Below are 15,969 nucleotides of genomic sequence, written 5' to 3' on the forward strand. Positions count from 1 at the left end.
ATGGCAACATCCCCCGAATACGCCGTATTGCCTGCCGGTACGGTGGTGAAGTTCGGCAAGCCCGGCGACCCAGTAGAAAACATGCGTCCATTGATTAACTGTAAGGCATTGGGAGCCACGGGGCTGACCGGCAGTTTTGTCGACTGCACCACCCTGCTGGATACCAACAAGCAGTTTATTTCCGATATGCCTGAAGGTCCGGAAAAGTCCCTTGGCTTTATCGATGATCCGGAGAACCCCGATTTTGTCTCCTTCCTGAACGCGGCGGAAAAGCGTGAAACCGTGCAGTTTTACATTGCTCTGCCGAATAAGCGTACCGCCACGATGGTGCTGGCACTTTCCGGCTGGGAAATGAACGACATTAACGCCCCGGCGAGTGAAGTGATCCAAATCACGGTCAAAGGTAAACAAAACAACCTCGTCTGGGGTATTGCTGACCAGAAAACAGGAGTCACCCAATGAAAGCGCTGAAAGCGGCCTTACTCACTCCGCGCCCGCAGATTAAAGCAGTGGAACTGTTCGGTACGCAAATAAACTTGCGCCGGCTGACGGCACTGGAATTACTGGAACTGGAAGAAAAAGCGGAAAAGCTAAGTGATGCCGGGGACGGGCGCGAAGCTTCCCGCCTGAATATCCAGATGGTGTTGGATTGTCTGGTGGATGATAAGGGGCACCCCATTCCCCCTGATGACCTGCCCACCGCAGAAGAATTGATGACCATCCACGATAACGCCACCCTGATTGACGCGATTCAGACCGTGAAGCGCCATGCCATCGGTACACTGGAGGACGCCGAAAAAAACTAACCCACTCGCCGTGGCTGCATTTTGCTTTCACGTTAGCTGAGCAGCTCGGCGAAATTGATCCCTATCGCATCTTGTCTTTGCCTGCATCCACGCTCAACGAGTGGCAGGTCTATTACCGACTGAAAAACCGCAAACAGCCAGACAGTCCGCCTTCTGCATCTGTATCGTCACCCCGTGATACGGTCCAGGCACAGTGTGATGCTGTCATGAAATTATTAGGTTAAGTTATGGCTAATTTATCGACATTGACGGTCGGCTTGCTGGTTAATGCCACTTCGTTTAAATCCCAGATCATGGATGCTTATCGTTATGCCGGGCAGGGATCACAACGCTTTAGCGATAAATCAGTGGCAGATGCCAATAAGGTGAAAAAGAGCTACAGCTCGCTGGCCTCGCAAATCAAATCCGTCTCCGGTCAGTTAATGATGCTGGCAGGTACGGGCTTTTCACTTAGCACCATCATTTCCCATACCCGTCAATACGGGCAGGCGTTGTCTGACTTATCCGCCATTATCGGTGCAACGGGCGAGCAGTTAAAGAAACTGGATGAAAACGCCCAGCGGATTGGGCGTACCACGGAATTCGGCGCAACCCGAATTGCCGAGGCATTTAAATTGATGGCCTCAGCAAAGCCAGAACTGCTGAAAAGTACTGAGGCACTGACGCTGGCAACCGAGAAAGCAGTGATATTGGCGCAGGCGTCCGGTATTGATTTACCAGATGCGACCCGTGCCTTGGCGTTATCACTTAATCAATTCGGTGCCAGTGCAGAGCAGGCTGACCGCTTTATTAACGTACTGGCGGCGGGGGCGAAATATGGTTCTTCCGAAATTAACGAAACAGCGCAGGCCATCAAAAATGGGGGTACAGCAGCGGCCCAGGCAGGGATCAGCTTTGAAGAGTTAGGCGCAGCTATCCAGATACTGGCGGAGCGTGGCATTAAAGGCGGCGAGGCAGGAACTGCCATGCGTAACGTGATACTGGCGTTGGAGCGTTCCACCGATAAAAATCTGAAACCTTCGGTCGTTGGTCTGTCGTCAGCACTGGAAACGCTGACAGGCAAAAACCTCTCGACCACCCAGGCGGTGAAATTATTCGGGCGAGCAAATGTCAGTGCAGCGTCTAACTTAGTCACTGGAAGGGCGAAATTGGAAGAGCTGACGCAAGCTCTGACCGGAACGCAGGTCGCTTATGAACAGGCAGCTGCTCGTGCCAATAACCTTGGTGCGGATCTGGATGTGTTGACCCGTGCGTTTGAAGGTATGGCGGTTAAAATTGGACAGAGCGCCGATGGCCCATTGCGAACCGGAGTACAAAATGCCACCAGTGCGATTAATGAGTTGTCCGAAAACTTTAATCTGGTTGCCAGTGTGGCATTGCATACATTAATTCCTGTAATGGCAACGAAGCTGACAGCGGGACTGCGTGAAAATATAACTGCATGGAGAGCGACCGAAAAAGCGGCTCGTGATGTTGCCAGACAGCAGGCAGAAACGGCAAAACGAACGATTGAACAGGCCAATGCCACGCTCCGATCAACGGAAGCACAGGGTAGGCACATTCAATATCTGGAAAGAACGAATCGTTTGCACGGTCTTTCCGTCAATTACTCGAAAGAAAAAAGAACCCTGATCAGGCAAGAAACCGAAGCGCTCAAATTGCAAACACAGGCAACCAGTCAACTTGAAGCGGCGAATCGTCGGTTTTCTTATTCCTATCGGGCATTATCTGCCGCCGGGGGATTTGCCCGTGGCGCACTTGCCATGATTGGCGGGCCATTTGGTGCCGCGATGTTGGCAGGCTCTGCTCTCTATTATTTCCATCAACGGGCACAAGAAGCTCGCGCAAGTGCAACTAATTTAAAGGATGCTGTGCTCGAGACAAAAAATGCGTTGATGCAGCTTTCAAAGATTGAACTGTCCTCTAGGGTGCTGAAATACCGGGATGCACTGAATGAGCAAAAAAAGGAAACCGCCAAAATATGGCTTGATTTGCAGGGTAAGAAAAATATTGTTTCCGGTGTTGGATTTGGCGGTCTGTGGGCAAACAAAAAGAAAGCGCAAGAAGAAGTGATACACGCAGAGGCGGAATACGAAAAAGCGCTCAAAAAAATGGAATTTCATAAGAAGCAGCTTGAAGAATCTCAGGCTGCATTGAAAGCGCTAGAAGCCGGTGAAAAACCCAAACCCATATCTAATAATCAAGGTAGCGGCGGTACGGGTAATCCGTGGACAGGGAACGATGATGATAAGAAAGGAAAAATCACTCAAATTTTGAACCAGTATCGTCAGTTGCGTCTTGATCTTGAAACGGTGCACACGACAAGTTTGGGGCGCATCATCCTGAGTGAACAGGAAGTCCAGCGAAAGCTGGATGAAGTGGGTCAATCCGGTTTAGTTTCTCAACAGGAAATTCAACGTTTAACAGCCTTTAATGCCGAGAATCACCAGAAACAACGGGTGGAACTGGCAGAAAAATATGCGCCGGCGAAGGCGCTGATCCGGCAGGAAAAAGCAGCCAGTGAAGAGCTGAAAGCCCTGTACATCGAGCGGTTGCTCAGTGAGCAGGAATATTTATCTGCCAGCAGAACGTTATATCAAACCTCGGTAAAGGATAAATTAGCTGAACAGGCGAAGCAAATTTCCGCCCCGCGTCTGGATATGATGGGCGAGGTCGATCCCGTTGTGCAACTGCAAAATCAGCTTACAGAACAAACAGCACTTTATGACACCTACTACCGGAACGGACTTCTCAGCAAAGAACGTCACGAGCAGTTAATAACAGCAGCGGTTCATCGCTCCAAAGATGCGCAATTTGCTGCCGCAAAGGATTTATACGCATCACAAGGCGATTTCCAGAAAATGCAGATGGATCTGCTGGATGTGGTCGAGCAACGCACGGGTAACACCTTAACCGGCATGTTGACGGGCACAAAATCATTTTCAGAATCCATGCGGGAACTGTCGGCATCACTGGCGCAATCCATCATTCAGGATCTGGTACGTATTGCGATCCAGGCACTGATAACCAAAGCTATCTCTGGTTTCTTTGGTGGTGCGATGGGAAGCTCGGGTGCCAGCGCATTGTCTTCGGCGGGAGGCGGGCTGTCTTCGATCGGTTCTGGCACAACCATCACCCCGGATGTCTGGAAGAGTCCTATCATGAATGCGAAAGGCGGTGTTTATCAATCTGCGGATTTAAGTCAGTACAGCGGGCAGATTGTCAGCAGCCCAACCTTGTTTAAGTTTGCCAAAGGGGGCGGGGTGATGGGAGAAGCTGGACCAGAAGCGATCTTACCCTTAAAACGCGGTGCTGGCGGTAAGCTGGGTGTTCAGACTACTGGCAGTACGGGCAACCAGACCTTCAATACGGTTCATAACACCGTCCATATTGTGATCCATTCCGATGGTACTCACGACACGAAAACATCCCGTGGCGCAGAGTCGGCGGGACAGGATATTGCGAAGTTCGTCGATCAGCGATTCAAATTTTTGCTGCATAAAAGTTTAAATCAAGGTGGTGAACTCAGTGTGGCGATTAAAGGAGGCAGATGAAGATAAAAACCTTTGATTTCCCTGCTAGGGTGGGTGCGGTCGGGGAGTTTGAATCGATTGTGCGTGCCGTCCAGTTTGGCGATGGTTATAAACAAACGTCAGGAGATGGGATCAACGCGCAGCGCGAAAGTTGGCCTTTGTCTTTTGTCGGGACGCTATCTGACATACAACCTATCATGGCTTTTCTGCGTGAGCATCAGGGCTGGCGTTCATTTAAATGGCGTAATCCATTATCTGAACTTGGGCTGTATCAGGCGGGAAAATTCACTATTCAGGCCAATGGCGCTTACTTTACTCTTTCTGTGACCTTCGCCCGCTCCTATCATCCACAAGAGATTTCATGATGACTATTAATGCGACACTTCAGCGGCTTGAGCCGGGAAGTAAAATCTTATTATTTGCTGTCGATGGCTCGGCATTTGGCGGGCCTGTATTGTATTTTCATAATCACCCGATCCTTTATACCGGAGCAGAACTGGAAAATACCGGAAATTTACCAGTGAAATCCCTATGGTGGCAGGGAATCGAATACAAACCGTGGCCTGTCAGTATTGAAGGATTGGAAGTCACCGGCGATGGGCGGGCGGTGACACCTACCCTCAATGTGGCCAATTTGGACGGCACGCTCAGTGCGCTGTGTCTGGCTTATCAAAATATGGTGCAGGCGCGAGTCACGATCCGCATGACTTTTGCCCATTATCTGGATGCCCGTAATTTTCCCGATGGAAACCTGCAAGCCGATCCCAAACAGGAAAAAATCGACGTTTTCTACATCGACAGCAAAACGCAGGAAGATAATGAAAGCATCCAGTTTTCTCTCTCTTCCCCTGCTGATTTACAGGGGATTAAAATCCCGACCCGGCAAATTCACAGTCTGTGTACATGGTGCATTCGCGGACAGTACCGCCAGTCACCGTGTGGCTATACCGGCACCCGATATTTTACTGAAAGAGGTAAGCCGACTGATGATCCGGCGGCGGATGCCTGCGGGGGGCTCATGAGCGATTGTAAAAAACGCTTTGGTGACACGGAACAACTGCCCTTTGGCGGGTTCCCCGGCTCGGCGCTACTGAGGCGATAACCATGACAATACTGCGAAAATCCACAACCCCTGCCATCATGGCACATGCCCAAGCTGCCTACCCGAATGAATGCTGTGGGTTGGTTATTCAACAGCGCCGCCGGCAGCACTATCTTCCCTGTCGTAACACTGCACCATCACCCACTGAACAGTTCAGTATTCACCCTGAAGATTATTCTGCTGCCGAAGACAAAGGCACCCTTGTTGCCATTGTCCACAGCCATCCCGACGCGACAACACAACCGAGCCAGTTGGATATCGCCCAGTGTGATTTGTCACAAATTCCTTGGGTGATTGTTTCATGGCCGGAAGGGGATATCCGTACCCTGATGCCACTCGAAGGCATTAAGCCATTAATTGGCCGCCCGTTCGTGCACGGTATTTGGGATTGTTATGCCATCGTGCGTGATTGGTACAAACTGGAACGGACTGTTGAACTCCCTGATTTTGAACGCACCGATAGCTGGTGGGATCGGGGCGAAAATCTGTATATGAAACACTATGCCGCAGCCGGATTTGTCGCGTGTCACGGTGAATTACAGGCAGGGGATGTGATCATTATGCAGGTACAGGCCAATGAACCCAATCATGCCGGTGTTTATCTGGGTGACGGTCTGATGCTGCACCATCTGTACGGGCAGCTCAGTAAGCGAGAACCCTATCATGGCTATTGGCAGGAACGCACCATTATCACGCTGCGTTATTCTCTTTCACCTGCTTTATTGAGGTCATAGCATGAATACACTCCGAACTATCCGGTTATACGGCGTACTTGGTGCCCGTTTCGGGCGGGTACATCAACTGGCTGTTTCTACTCCGCAGGAAGCAATCCGGGCGCTGTCTGTCCTGATTGACGGTTTTGAACGCTTTCTGTTAACGGCTAAAGAGCAGGGACTTACCTTTGCTGTGTTCAATGGTAAGCGTAATCTCCAGCGTGACGAACTGACCTTTTCCGGCGAAGACGATATCCGCATTGCCCCGATGATTATCGGCAGCAAAAATGCCGGTGTTTTTCAGACCATTCTGGGCGCGGTGCTGGTGGTTGCTGGCGCGTTTTTATGGGCTACCCCGTTTGGTGCACCGATGATTATGTCCGGGGTTGGCATGATGCTGGGCGGCGTGGTGCAGATGCTCTCCCCGATGCCGGGCGGACTGGCACGACGCGAAGATCCCGACAACAAACCGTCCTATGCCTTCGGTGGTCCGGTGAATACCGTGGCACAGGGTAATCCTGTCCCCATCGGCTATGGCAGACGCCGTATTGGCGGCGCCATCATTTCAGCGGGTATCTACGCGGAAGACCAGCAATAACGTTCTGAGGATGAAATAAAAGATGGAAAAACAGTCCATTCAGGGTCATAAAGGCGGACGCCAGCAGCCGCGCGCCCCCGTGGAAGCCCCCGACTCCTTGCAATCCACTTCCTATACCAAAATCATTCTTGCTCTCGGTGAAGGGGAGTTTGCGGGAGAGTTGGATGGTAGTCGTATTTTTCTGGATAACACGCCGCTTACTGGTTCAGACGGCAGACCCAATTTTGAAGGGATTAAATGGGAATTCCGCCCCGGCACTCCCCATCAGGCGTATATTCCCGGTATGCCGGCGGTCGAAAATGCCCGCACCGTCAGCGCTGAACTGGTCAGCTCATGGATGACGACAGTGACCGATACTCAACTGTCAGCGGTTCGCCTACGATTATCGTGGCCCCAGTTACAGAGGCAAAAAGAAAACGGGGACACCGTGGGCTATCGCATTGAATATGCCATTGACCTTGCCACCGATGGCGGCGCTTTTAAGGAAATCCTGAAAACCGCCGTGGATGGCAAAAGTACCACCAAATACGAACGATCCCATCGGGTGGATTTACCTCAAGCTCATTCAGGCTGGCAGGTGCGTCTTCGGCGGTTAACGCCAAAACAGAACAGCAACCGAATCGCGGATGCCATGGTGGTGGAGGCTATCACCGAGGTCATCGACGCCAAATTAAGCTATCCAGAAACGGCTCTGTTATTTGTTCAGTTTGATGCCAAACAGTTCCGTAATATCCCGCAAATTACTTGCGAACCCAAGATGCGCATCATCCGAGTACCGAGTAATTATTATCTGGAATCCCGCCGTCGTTTTTATCATGGCAGCTGGGATGGCACCTTCAAATGGGCATGGAGTGACAATCCGGCGTGGGTGCTGTATGACCTGATGATAAATGATCGGTTCAGCATTGGCACCCGGGTGAAAGCGGAAAATCTGGCTTTGGCAAAATGGGATCTGTATAGCATCGCGCAATATTGTGATCAGACTGTGTTGGATGGCGAAGGCCATGGAGAGCCGCGTTTCACCTGCAATGTTTATATCCAGTCACAGGAAGATGCCTGGGCTGTGTTGCGTGACATTGCGGGGATCTTCCGGGGCATGACTTTTTGGTCTAATAACAACATGAACGTGTTGGCGGACATGCCCCGTGACATGGATTATCTCTTTACCTGTGCCAATGTGCGTGACGGTAAATTCACCTATTCCAGTGCCAGCGAGAAAACCCATTACTCTACGGCCATGGTAAGCTGGTCCGATCCGCAGAATGGTTATCAGGATGCTATCGAACCGGTGTTTGAACCTCGCCTGATACGCCGCTATGGTATCCGGCAGGCCGATATCACTGCCATCGGTTGTACCCGCCAGAGTGAAGCCATCCGGCGTGGTAAATGGGTGTTACACACCAACGAACATGACCGGACAGTCACTTTCACCGTCGGACTGGAAGGAAGTATTCCCTTGCCCGGTTACCTTATCGGCGTGTCGGATAACTTGCTGTCAGGATCAGGAAGGAGCGGGCGTATCCAGGCTATGCCGAGGCGATACATTATTACCTTGGATCGGGTGCCGTCGGCAAAGGTGGGGGATTGGCTTGTCATCAACCTGCCGTCAGGTAAGGCAGAAAGGGATCTCATTTCAGCGATCAACGGACAGGAGGTTTCCGTGTGGGATCGTGGTTATGCCTATTCAGATGAACCTGAAGTGGGCTCAGTCTGGGCAATCGAATCCCGCTATATAGCGGAGAAACCCTTTCGGGTTATTGGTATCAAAGCGGGAGAGGACGGCGTATCATTTGACATCACGGCGGTTGAGCACAACCCCGACAAGTATGCTCTTATCGACAAGGATACCCGTATTGACGAACGCTCTGTTACCATCATTCCGCCCAGCGTTCAGCCTGCACCGAAGAATATCCTTATCGACAGTTATTATTCGCTTAATCAGGGCATCATCTCCACCACATTGCGGATCACATGGGATGCAGCCGACAGTGCCGTGGCTTATGAAGTTGAATGGCGCAAAGACAATGGCAACTGGACAACGGCTCCCCAGACTACCGCACGGAGTCTTGAGGTGCCGAACGTCGATGACGGACGCTATCAGGCGCGGGTCAGGGCGACTAATGCAGCGGCAATATCCAGTATCTGGATGAACACGCAGGATACCCTGCTAGGAAGCCGAAAAGAGGTTCCGTCGGCCCCGCAGTCCCTCCGAACCACGCCGCTACTTTTTGGTATCCGGCTTGACTGGGATTTTGCCAACCCGACGGATGTTCTGCTGAAAACGGAAATTTGCTACAACAAAAACGGAGAGGATGATGACACGCTGCAGTTCGCCGATATTTCCTATCCGCAACGAACCCACACTTTGCAGGGGCTGGCGGCTGGGGAGAAGCTCTATTTCCGGGCACGATTGGTAGATAAATCGGGTAACGCCTCAGAGTGGACATCATGGGTCAGCGGCATCGCGTCCAAGGATACTGGCTGGATAGTAGAGGCTAGTCGGGATCATTTTTTGGACGCAGAAACCGGACGGCGCTTACAGGCTCAATTCAATGAGCGGGCCAAAGCCGATGCGCGTCACAAACAGGCCATTGCGGAAAATGCGCAGGCCATTGAGAGGCTGAATGACATTCTGAAGGATATTCAGCGGCGTATGCGGTAATTTGTATTATCTATCACTCGATCTGACACCGCTGTTGATCTGAGAAAAACTTAATGAGAGGCCGAGAAAAACGCTAGACTATGAATCACCCGCAGAGAGATTTAACCAGTGTGTTGCATCCATCGATTGAACTCACAGCCAGAAACGGACTTTGTTTTTGCTAATAAAATTTAAACAAGATCTAATGTGAGATCTGTTCGATTGTTTCGAGCAAATATTCGGGTTATAAGGCTTATTTGTCGTTCCAGCGATCGTTAATAATAGGTAGTTTATTAAAAACTAGTCAATACACAGTATTGGATTGAAAGCTGCATTCAGGTTAGAGGGATCAGCGCACGGTTTGTAATGTGATGCATCGTATTTTTGATTAACAACATGTTGCATAGGGGACTGTGGATGAGCATCCGTAAGGTAGATATTGCTAACTTCGGTAGTTTTAAAGATTTCATTTGGAAGAGCGCCGTCAGAGGCCATGGCGGTGATGTTCTGGACTTCAAGCGTCTGAACATTATCTATGGTCGCAACTATTCAGGTAAGACAACACTCTCATGCATCTTCCGTGCTCTACAGACTGGCCTCATCCCTGTCAGTTACAGTACCCCATCCTTCATCATTTACGGTGACAAAGGTGAAGTCAATCAATCGGGCGTCTCAGCGCATAATTACGATGTAAGAGTCTATAATCGTGATTTTGTGAATGACAACCTCAGTTTCCTTGTCAACCAAGATGGTGGTGAAATCAAGACATTCGCTATTGTTGGTGGGGAGAACAATAAAGTTGAAGATACTATCGCCGCGATTGAAGCCCAACTTGGTAGCGTAGAAGAAAAATCAGGGCTTAAGCATGAGTTAGAGATAAAATGCCTTGAACGAGATCGCGCAAAAGAAAGTTATAAAAAAGGCGATGATACTCTGACTGATAAGCTAAGAACTAAAGCAAAGTCTCTAAAAGAAAATAAGGACTACGTCCCTGCGGTATATACAATTCGAGATATTAAATCTGATATCGAAAAGACCAATAAGCCTAATTTCAAAAAACTATCACAAGAAGAATCCAAAGCGAAAGCAGACTTATTAAAACAAGAGGTACTTCCCGAAATTACCGACAAGGTTTCTATCAAACTAAAATTAAACTCTCTTATTAATACTGTTGAAGAGCTTCTACAGCGAACGATTAAACCTACTCAGGCAATTCAAGAACTACTAGATGACAGTATTCTTCAATTATGGGTTAAAGAGGGGATGCCCCTTCACAGAGACAAGCGCGATACATGTGCATTCTGCCGCCAAAAACTTCCACATGATATTTGGCAAATTCTAGATTCGCACTTCAGCAAAGAATCAATTGAACTCGAATCAAAGATTGATTTGTCTATTGCTTCTGTTGATTCTGAAATTAGACGAATTCCAACATTCCTAAGCCTAACAAGCGACAAGTTTTATTCTGAAGAAAAGTCAGCATTTGATATCAGCAAAAAAACTTTGGATGATTGTTTGGAGGTGTACAAGCAAGATTTGGAATCACTCAAATTAGCACTTCAAGAGAGAAAGAATAGTCTCTTTCAGCTCGTAGTTCTCCCGATAGTCAATCATGATGCCGCACTTATTGAGCAGCAAGTTGAACGCATCAACGAACTAATTGTGCAGAGCAACCATCGTTCCAAGACATTGGATAAAGATAAGATTAATGCTCGTGAGACACTCCGTTTATCAGATGTAGCATCTTTTGTTTCTACGATTGGCTACGATGCAGAAAAGATTCGCATTACTGAATTGAAGACTACTTATGACATATCAAATACAGCTTTTATTGATGCTGAAAATGAGATCATTAGGTTAGAGAGTAAAGTCACTGCCCTGCGCGGGAAACAGAAAGATGAGCGAAAAGGTGCTGATCATGTCAATGCACTTTTAAATCACTTCTTTGGTCATGATGGTATCAAGCTTGAAGCTCAAGATAATCACGATAAAACTGCTGTTAAGTTTCAGATCATGCGGGATGGCAAGCCTGCATATAACCTAAGTGAAGGTGAGCGCAGCTTGATTGCATTTTGCTACTTCATTGCCAAGTTGGAAGAACCTGAAAGCAAAGATAGAGAACTCATCATCTACATTGATGATCCAATCTCAAGCTTAGATGGCAATCACATCTTCTTTATATTCAGCTTGATCGAGAGTTTAATTGCCAAACCAATCAAGAATAACGACGGCTCAAACCGCTATCGGTATAAACAGCTTTTCATCTCAACTCATAATCTTGATTTCTTGAAGTATCTTAAGAAAATTTCACTTCCAAATGAGAAAAATCATGGTGGTCATCAACACTTCATGATTGAAAGGAATGGAGCCTCGAGTAATATTGCGTTGATGCCCACTTACCTTAAAGATTACATCACAGAGTTCAATTATCTTTTTCATCAAATCTACAAATGTCGTGATCAAGAACTTGTAAATACTAATCACGAACCATTTTACTCATTTGGAAACAATTTAAGGAAATTCCTTGAAGCATTTCTTTTTTACAAATACCCCTATCATGATAATAAGAATGATGCCTTTGAAAGGATCAAAAAGTTCTTTGGGGATGACGACACTGCAATAGCTCTTGCTAATCGCCTGAACAATGAGCTATCTCACTTGGAATCAATTTTTGATCGAAGCATCAAGCCAATAGAAATTCCTGAAATTCCAAAGCTCGCGAACTATGTATTAGACAAGATTTACACATCGGACCCTGACCAATACAATTCATTGCTAAAGAGTATAGGTGAGCCCGAGCGCACTACTTAAAATAGAGCTTCTAAGCTATTACTCATCAATACTATGCCAATTTTGGCGCTCAAGTTTCGTTGAGATTCTTAGCCGCCTTCATTGTGGCTCGTTATCGTAGGTGCTAAGTCCGCTCCTCGCTCTTAACCGACAGTCAGATGTATCTGTGCCCTGCCATAGGACACGATCAGGTTAAGTCACAGCTAATACACATTATGAGTTCGGCTCCCACGGATTGAGGATTGTAACCCCTGTGGGCTGAAAATCGGCTACGTTACGCGTGACTACCGTCATACCATGCACAAGCGCTGTCGCTGCAATCAGGGCATCACGCTCGCTGGACCGGTCAGGGACGTGCAACCGGGCGCAGCGTTGCGCCACGGCGGTATCAACGGGTAATGTGCGTTCGGCGAATTCCGGCAGGACATGTTGTTCCAGCCACGCCCGCAGCATGGTTCCTTGCGTGGCATCCTTACGCTCAATCAACAGAATGCCAAGCTCTAACTCCATGATGGTAATGGCGGAGACAAAGAGATCGGCCGCATCGACACTTTCAGCCCATTTCGCCCCGTTTGGATCGGCCTTCCCGGCTCGAATTTTTCGCAGTTCGGACACGACGTTGGTATCGAGTACGTACATTATGAAAAATCCGCCGGGCGGGTTTCGATAGTCACGCGCTGTGGCTCAAACTCAATGTCCGCAACGCCCGGCATTGCCAGTGAATCAGCGATGTTGCGATGCTGTTTGGTCAGCAGTCGGTATTCCTCAATGCTCAACAGCACATGGGCTGGCTTGCCGCGATCGGTGATAAAGACGGGACCGTTCCTGGTGGCTTTCTTTGCACGGGTCACATCCTGATTCAGTTCCCGGCTGGAGAGGGTCGTGATGGTCATGGCGGTATCTCCTGTTTGAACTCACAATATAGGAACATTACTACAATATAATTGATAGTGCAAATAACGTACACAATTTCATTCCGGTCGCTATTTTGCGAGCCACTTTGCAAAGGTGATTTTTGCCAGTGGTATGTTATTTGAGCGGGGGATAGAGTGGGCGGTGACATTTCGACGCGGCTTTACCGTGGTGACACACGATAAAACCGCTAACCACAACAACTAATTAAGGTAGTTATTATGGCTGACACGCATTCTACTGCAGGCCTCTGCATTTACAAAATTTCCCAACCTGAACGTTATCAGAAAGTGGTTTACCGTCCCAAGGGACTTAACCGCACGACGCCGGCCATCAACTTAAGCGGAAAATGGCTGCTGGAAGCGGGGTTTTCCATTAACGATCCGTTAAAAATCAGAGTGATGCCGGGATGTCTGATCATCACCAGCCAAAATTTCCATGAACTGTGGCACTGCTTAAAAAGCCTGAATGAAGGCGAATGGGATGATATCGCTGTGGCACACTGGTTGCGGCAATTTCCCGGAAAATTAACGAAAAAATTGCCGAAATAAACGCGTAATACCCTGTTTTATCAATTAAAACAGTATATTGAATGTGCCTGCGTGAACGGTGCTTTGCACTTAAATGGCAAAATTTTTCTTTTGTGAAGCGACTCACATTTTATTTGACTGATTAAACAAAGAAGGAACCGATGAAACTTCATTTTTCTACTGATAATGCCGCATTGCCGGAATGTGTCTTAAGCGGTGAAGATATGCAACAGATGGGGTTTACGCCGAATACCTTGTTTCATATCCAGCAATATAACAACGGGTTGATGCTAACACTGGTTGAGCCTGATCAGATTCCTCTGCCTCAGACGGCGGAAAATGATCCCTATCAGGGCATTGATTGGGTGCGTGATAACGGTGAACTCTATCTGGCGGGCGACTGGTTAACGGAAACCGGTTTGTTGGATAAACCCGTTCAAATTGCTTTTGGCTACGGCAAAATTATGTTGTTGACTGAAGCTGATTTTAGACCCGTCTGAGCTGTGTAATACGTTTTTATTGCTAATCGCGTTGGTGTGTTGACTGTAGTTGACACACCGTGTGATTTACATACAATAATGATATTCTCTTCAGGAGGGAGCATGATAACCATTGAAAGGACACAAAATTTTGAAAAATGGTTAAAATCCTTAAAAGACCGAATAGCAAAAGCCAAAATCTTAATCAGAGTTGAAAGAATGGGAGAGGGCAATTTTGGTGATGTTGAATCGGTGGGAGGTGGAGTTTCGGAACTCAGAATACATTACGGGCAAGGCTATCGTGTCTACTTTACTAACAAAAATAATGAAATCATATTATTACTCTGTGGCGGGGATAAAAGCAGCCAGCAGGCAGATATAAAGAAAGCCAAACAACTCGCGAAAGAATGGGGATTTTAAAATGAAATCAGCACCAAAAAAATTTGATGTTGTGGAGTTTTTAGAAACAGAAGAAGATATTCAGGCATACTTAAATGCCGCTATCGAAGAAAACGATACAAAATATTTATTTAAAGCATTAGGTAATATCGCCAGAAGAAAAAATATCAGCCAACTCTCGAAAGAATCAGGAATAAGCCGAGAAGGGATATATAAGGCGTTATCCGGTGAAGGCAATCCATCGTTTAATACGGTATACAAAATATCGAAAGCACTGGGTTTGAAACTGCATTTTACGGGGGCTTAAATTCGTTTTTCAACATAAATCCGTTCGTTATTGATAAATTACATCATGAAGATGTAATTTATCTTTATTTTAACAAGGTCATTCAATAAACAAATCGTGAAGTATGGTTGTTGTTTTCCTCCGCCATCAACTCTTTCATAATTGAGCAGAAACTGAGGTTTTCGGGAACATAGACAATGCTATTGTATTCATTCGGTTTTAACTCCATTGAAAACATGTCCTGACCATTTTCCAATAACCGTAGTTTATCCATTTTTTCAAGTTGAAAAAGAAGAAGGTCATCGGCTGTTTTGATGATCATCTTCTCCACACAGGATTTTCCTTTGGCTGACCCCGTATAATAAAGTTCACGTATCGGTTTATATTTTTCGGGGAAATCATCACTCAACGGACCCAGTAAATAGCTGCGCATCTCTTCTCTTTTTTTGATCATCTTGTCATAAATATATTAATATACCGTTATCATGCTATTCCTTTTTTGATTGTTGAAGTGAGGATGTTTTCTTTATGGCTATAACATTAAGCGCTGTGCCCGGTGCATAACAATAAGCCGGAAAATCATGCGGATCTTTCCGGCTTAATCTACACTAATGAATCAGTTTTTGTGTCGGAATGATTCAATCCATTGATAGTGAAACTCTCTTTGTTCTTCTGGAGTAACATCAACATCTTTATCGTCGAAATCAAATATATGAACTGTATCTTCAGATTTGGCTCGCTGGCCTAATGTATTTTCATAGGCTACTCTACCTAAGCCCATATCTATCATCATGCCAGATGGGTATACATTTATTTTTGCACCCTTGCAAAGAAAGATTATATTTTTTAATTGGTTTCTTAAATCAGCAAAACATGAAAAATAATCAGAATTATTTGACTCTGCCAATTGATTATTATTATGAAATATTCTTAAGCAACAATGCCTATCAGGAGAAGTGATCAAATGCAATTCAGCTTCTTCCGTTTTCCCATTTATTATTATCGTGACTTTTCTTTTATCGATGTCCATCATTTCTCCATTGTCTCACTAGTGTTATGCCTAATCTGTTTTCAAATTTAATCCCCTCCCAGTCGGTTGGCAAATCTGACGGACAGTCAATGACGAGGTTTTCTGCTGTTCAAACAGGTCCAGCCACTCGGCTTATGTAAATCGAGATAG

The 15,969-nt window shown here is 47.0% G+C and carries 17 protein-coding genes; 13 read left to right on the forward strand and 4 right to left on the reverse strand.

All coding sequences use genetic code 11. From position 1 onward, the window contains the following. From AC5JQI_RS04920 to AC5JQI_RS04960, 9 genes are all read left to right on the forward strand, one after another. A complete protein-coding gene (locus AC5JQI_RS04920; RefSeq protein WP_275362084.1) occupies positions 1 to 462 on the forward strand; it encodes a phage tail protein in 462 nt (153 codons plus the stop codon). A 47-nt stretch (positions 463 to 509) separates the two neighbouring features. Continuing rightward, entirely contained in the window at positions 510 to 806 is a 297-nt protein-coding gene (locus AC5JQI_RS04925; protein ID WP_493913911.1) for a phage tail protein, read from the forward strand. 227 nt (positions 807 to 1,033) lie between these two features. Then, complete coding sequence (locus AC5JQI_RS04930; protein ID WP_493913912.1) at positions 1,034 to 4,360, forward strand: phage tail tape measure protein; 3,327 nt, start codon at positions 1,034 to 1,036, stop codon at positions 4,358 to 4,360. Continuing rightward, positions 4,357 to 4,704 (forward strand): phage tail protein, encoded by a 348-nt coding sequence (locus AC5JQI_RS04935; RefSeq protein WP_493913913.1) that lies wholly within the window; start codon positions 4,357 to 4,359, stop codon positions 4,702 to 4,704. The genes AC5JQI_RS04930 and AC5JQI_RS04935 overlap by 4 nt, the downstream gene beginning before the upstream one ends. After that, on the forward strand, positions 4,704 to 5,441 hold the full coding sequence (locus AC5JQI_RS04940) for a phage minor tail protein L (protein ID WP_493914617.1): 738 nt from the start codon (positions 4,704 to 4,706) through the stop codon (positions 5,439 to 5,441). Before AC5JQI_RS04935 ends, AC5JQI_RS04940 begins: the two co-directional genes overlap by 1 nt. Positions 5,442 to 5,443: 2 nt before the next feature. Next, entirely contained in the window at positions 5,444 to 6,175 is a 732-nt protein-coding gene (locus AC5JQI_RS04945) for a C40 family peptidase (RefSeq protein WP_493913914.1), read from the forward strand. Between the two features lies 1 nt (position 6,176). Further along, a complete protein-coding gene (locus AC5JQI_RS04950; protein ID WP_493913915.1) occupies positions 6,177 to 6,752 on the forward strand; it encodes a tail assembly protein in 576 nt (191 codons plus the stop codon). A gap of 22 nt (positions 6,753 to 6,774) precedes the next feature. After that, complete coding sequence (locus AC5JQI_RS04955; protein ID WP_493913916.1) at positions 6,775 to 9,414, forward strand: TipJ family phage tail tip protein; 2,640 nt, start codon at positions 6,775 to 6,777, stop codon at positions 9,412 to 9,414. Positions 9,415 to 9,810: 396 nt separating this feature from the next. Next, a complete protein-coding gene (locus tag AC5JQI_RS04960; protein ID WP_493913917.1) occupies positions 9,811 to 12,204 on the forward strand; it encodes an AAA family ATPase in 2,394 nt (797 codons plus the stop codon). Between the two features lie 192 nt (positions 12,205 to 12,396). Here AC5JQI_RS04960 and AC5JQI_RS04965 read toward each other — a convergent pair whose 3' ends face one another. Continuing rightward, entirely contained in the window at positions 12,397 to 12,822 is a 426-nt protein-coding gene (locus tag AC5JQI_RS04965) for a type II toxin-antitoxin system VapC family toxin (RefSeq protein ID WP_493913918.1), read from the reverse strand. Beyond that, positions 12,822 to 13,076 carry a type II toxin-antitoxin system Phd/YefM family antitoxin gene (locus tag AC5JQI_RS04970; RefSeq protein WP_493913919.1) on the reverse strand — a complete coding sequence of 85 codons (255 nt, stop codon included), beginning with the start codon at positions 13,074 to 13,076 and terminating at the stop codon, positions 12,822 to 12,824. The genes AC5JQI_RS04965 and AC5JQI_RS04970 overlap by 1 nt, the downstream gene beginning before the upstream one ends. A gap of 240 nt (positions 13,077 to 13,316) precedes the next feature. Here AC5JQI_RS04970 and AC5JQI_RS04975 point away from each other — a divergent pair, with 240 nt between their 5' ends. From AC5JQI_RS04975 to AC5JQI_RS04990, 4 genes are all read left to right on the forward strand, one after another. Further along, positions 13,317 to 13,646, forward strand: a complete 330-nt coding sequence (locus tag AC5JQI_RS04975; protein WP_086955633.1) for a SymE family type I addiction module toxin — start codon at positions 13,317 to 13,319, stop codon at positions 13,644 to 13,646. Between the two features lie 140 nt (positions 13,647 to 13,786). Continuing rightward, complete coding sequence (locus AC5JQI_RS04980) at positions 13,787 to 14,125, forward strand: SymE family type I addiction module toxin (RefSeq protein WP_010846806.1); 339 nt, start codon at positions 13,787 to 13,789, stop codon at positions 14,123 to 14,125. Between the two features lie 102 nt (positions 14,126 to 14,227). Continuing rightward, positions 14,228 to 14,524, forward strand: a complete 297-nt coding sequence (locus AC5JQI_RS04985; RefSeq protein ID WP_010846807.1) for a type II toxin-antitoxin system RelE/ParE family toxin — start codon at positions 14,228 to 14,230, stop codon at positions 14,522 to 14,524. A 1-nt stretch (position 14,525) separates the two neighbouring features. Further along, entirely contained in the window at positions 14,526 to 14,810 is a 285-nt protein-coding gene (locus AC5JQI_RS04990; protein ID WP_010846808.1) for an addiction module antidote protein, read from the forward strand. Positions 14,811 to 14,892: 82 nt separating this feature from the next. On the opposite strand, the gene AC5JQI_RS04995 is transcribed toward AC5JQI_RS04990, so the two are convergent. After that, positions 14,893 to 15,222, reverse strand: a complete 330-nt coding sequence (locus AC5JQI_RS04995; RefSeq protein WP_493913920.1) for a transposase — start codon at positions 15,220 to 15,222, stop codon at positions 14,893 to 14,895. Between the two features lie 183 nt (positions 15,223 to 15,405). Beyond that, on the reverse strand, positions 15,406 to 15,822 hold the full coding sequence (locus tag AC5JQI_RS05000) for a hypothetical protein (RefSeq protein WP_493913921.1): 417 nt from the start codon (positions 15,820 to 15,822) through the stop codon (positions 15,406 to 15,408). Positions 15,823 to 15,969: the final 147 nt, after the last annotated feature.

The organism is Xenorhabdus sp. XBWT (assembly GCF_059072735.1).

Coding starts and splice junctions, on each gene's coding strand:
- AC5JQI_RS04985 (WP_010846807.1), top strand. CDS start 14,228: ATGATAACCATTGAAAGGACACAAAATTTTGAAAAATGGTTAAAATCC.
- AC5JQI_RS04935 (WP_493913913.1), top strand. CDS start 4,357: ATGAAGATAAAAACCTTTGATTTCCCTGCTAGGGTGGGTGCGGTCGGG.
- AC5JQI_RS04960 (WP_493913917.1), top strand. CDS start 9,811: ATGAGCATCCGTAAGGTAGATATTGCTAACTTCGGTAGTTTTAAAGAT.
- AC5JQI_RS04995 (WP_493913920.1), bottom strand. CDS start 15,222: ATGCGCAGCTATTTACTGGGTCCGTTGAGTGATGATTTCCCCGAAAAA.
- AC5JQI_RS04920 (WP_275362084.1), top strand. CDS start 1: ATGGCAACATCCCCCGAATACGCCGTATTGCCTGCCGGTACGGTGGTG.
- AC5JQI_RS05000 (WP_493913921.1), bottom strand. CDS start 15,822: ATGATGGACATCGATAAAAGAAAAGTCACGATAATAATAAATGGGAAA.
- AC5JQI_RS04940 (WP_493914617.1), top strand. CDS start 4,704: ATGACTATTAATGCGACACTTCAGCGGCTTGAGCCGGGAAGTAAAATC.
- AC5JQI_RS04950 (WP_493913915.1), top strand. CDS start 6,177: ATGAATACACTCCGAACTATCCGGTTATACGGCGTACTTGGTGCCCGT.
- AC5JQI_RS04980 (WP_010846806.1), top strand. CDS start 13,787: ATGAAACTTCATTTTTCTACTGATAATGCCGCATTGCCGGAATGTGTC.
- AC5JQI_RS04955 (WP_493913916.1), top strand. CDS start 6,775: ATGGAAAAACAGTCCATTCAGGGTCATAAAGGCGGACGCCAGCAGCCG.
- AC5JQI_RS04990 (WP_010846808.1), top strand. CDS start 14,526: ATGAAATCAGCACCAAAAAAATTTGATGTTGTGGAGTTTTTAGAAACA.
- AC5JQI_RS04975 (WP_086955633.1), top strand. CDS start 13,317: ATGGCTGACACGCATTCTACTGCAGGCCTCTGCATTTACAAAATTTCC.
- AC5JQI_RS04965 (WP_493913918.1), bottom strand. CDS start 12,822: ATGTACGTACTCGATACCAACGTCGTGTCCGAACTGCGAAAAATTCGA.
- AC5JQI_RS04930 (WP_493913912.1), top strand. CDS start 1,034: ATGGCTAATTTATCGACATTGACGGTCGGCTTGCTGGTTAATGCCACT.
- AC5JQI_RS04945 (WP_493913914.1), top strand. CDS start 5,444: ATGACAATACTGCGAAAATCCACAACCCCTGCCATCATGGCACATGCC.
- AC5JQI_RS04970 (WP_493913919.1), bottom strand. CDS start 13,076: ATGACCATCACGACCCTCTCCAGCCGGGAACTGAATCAGGATGTGACC.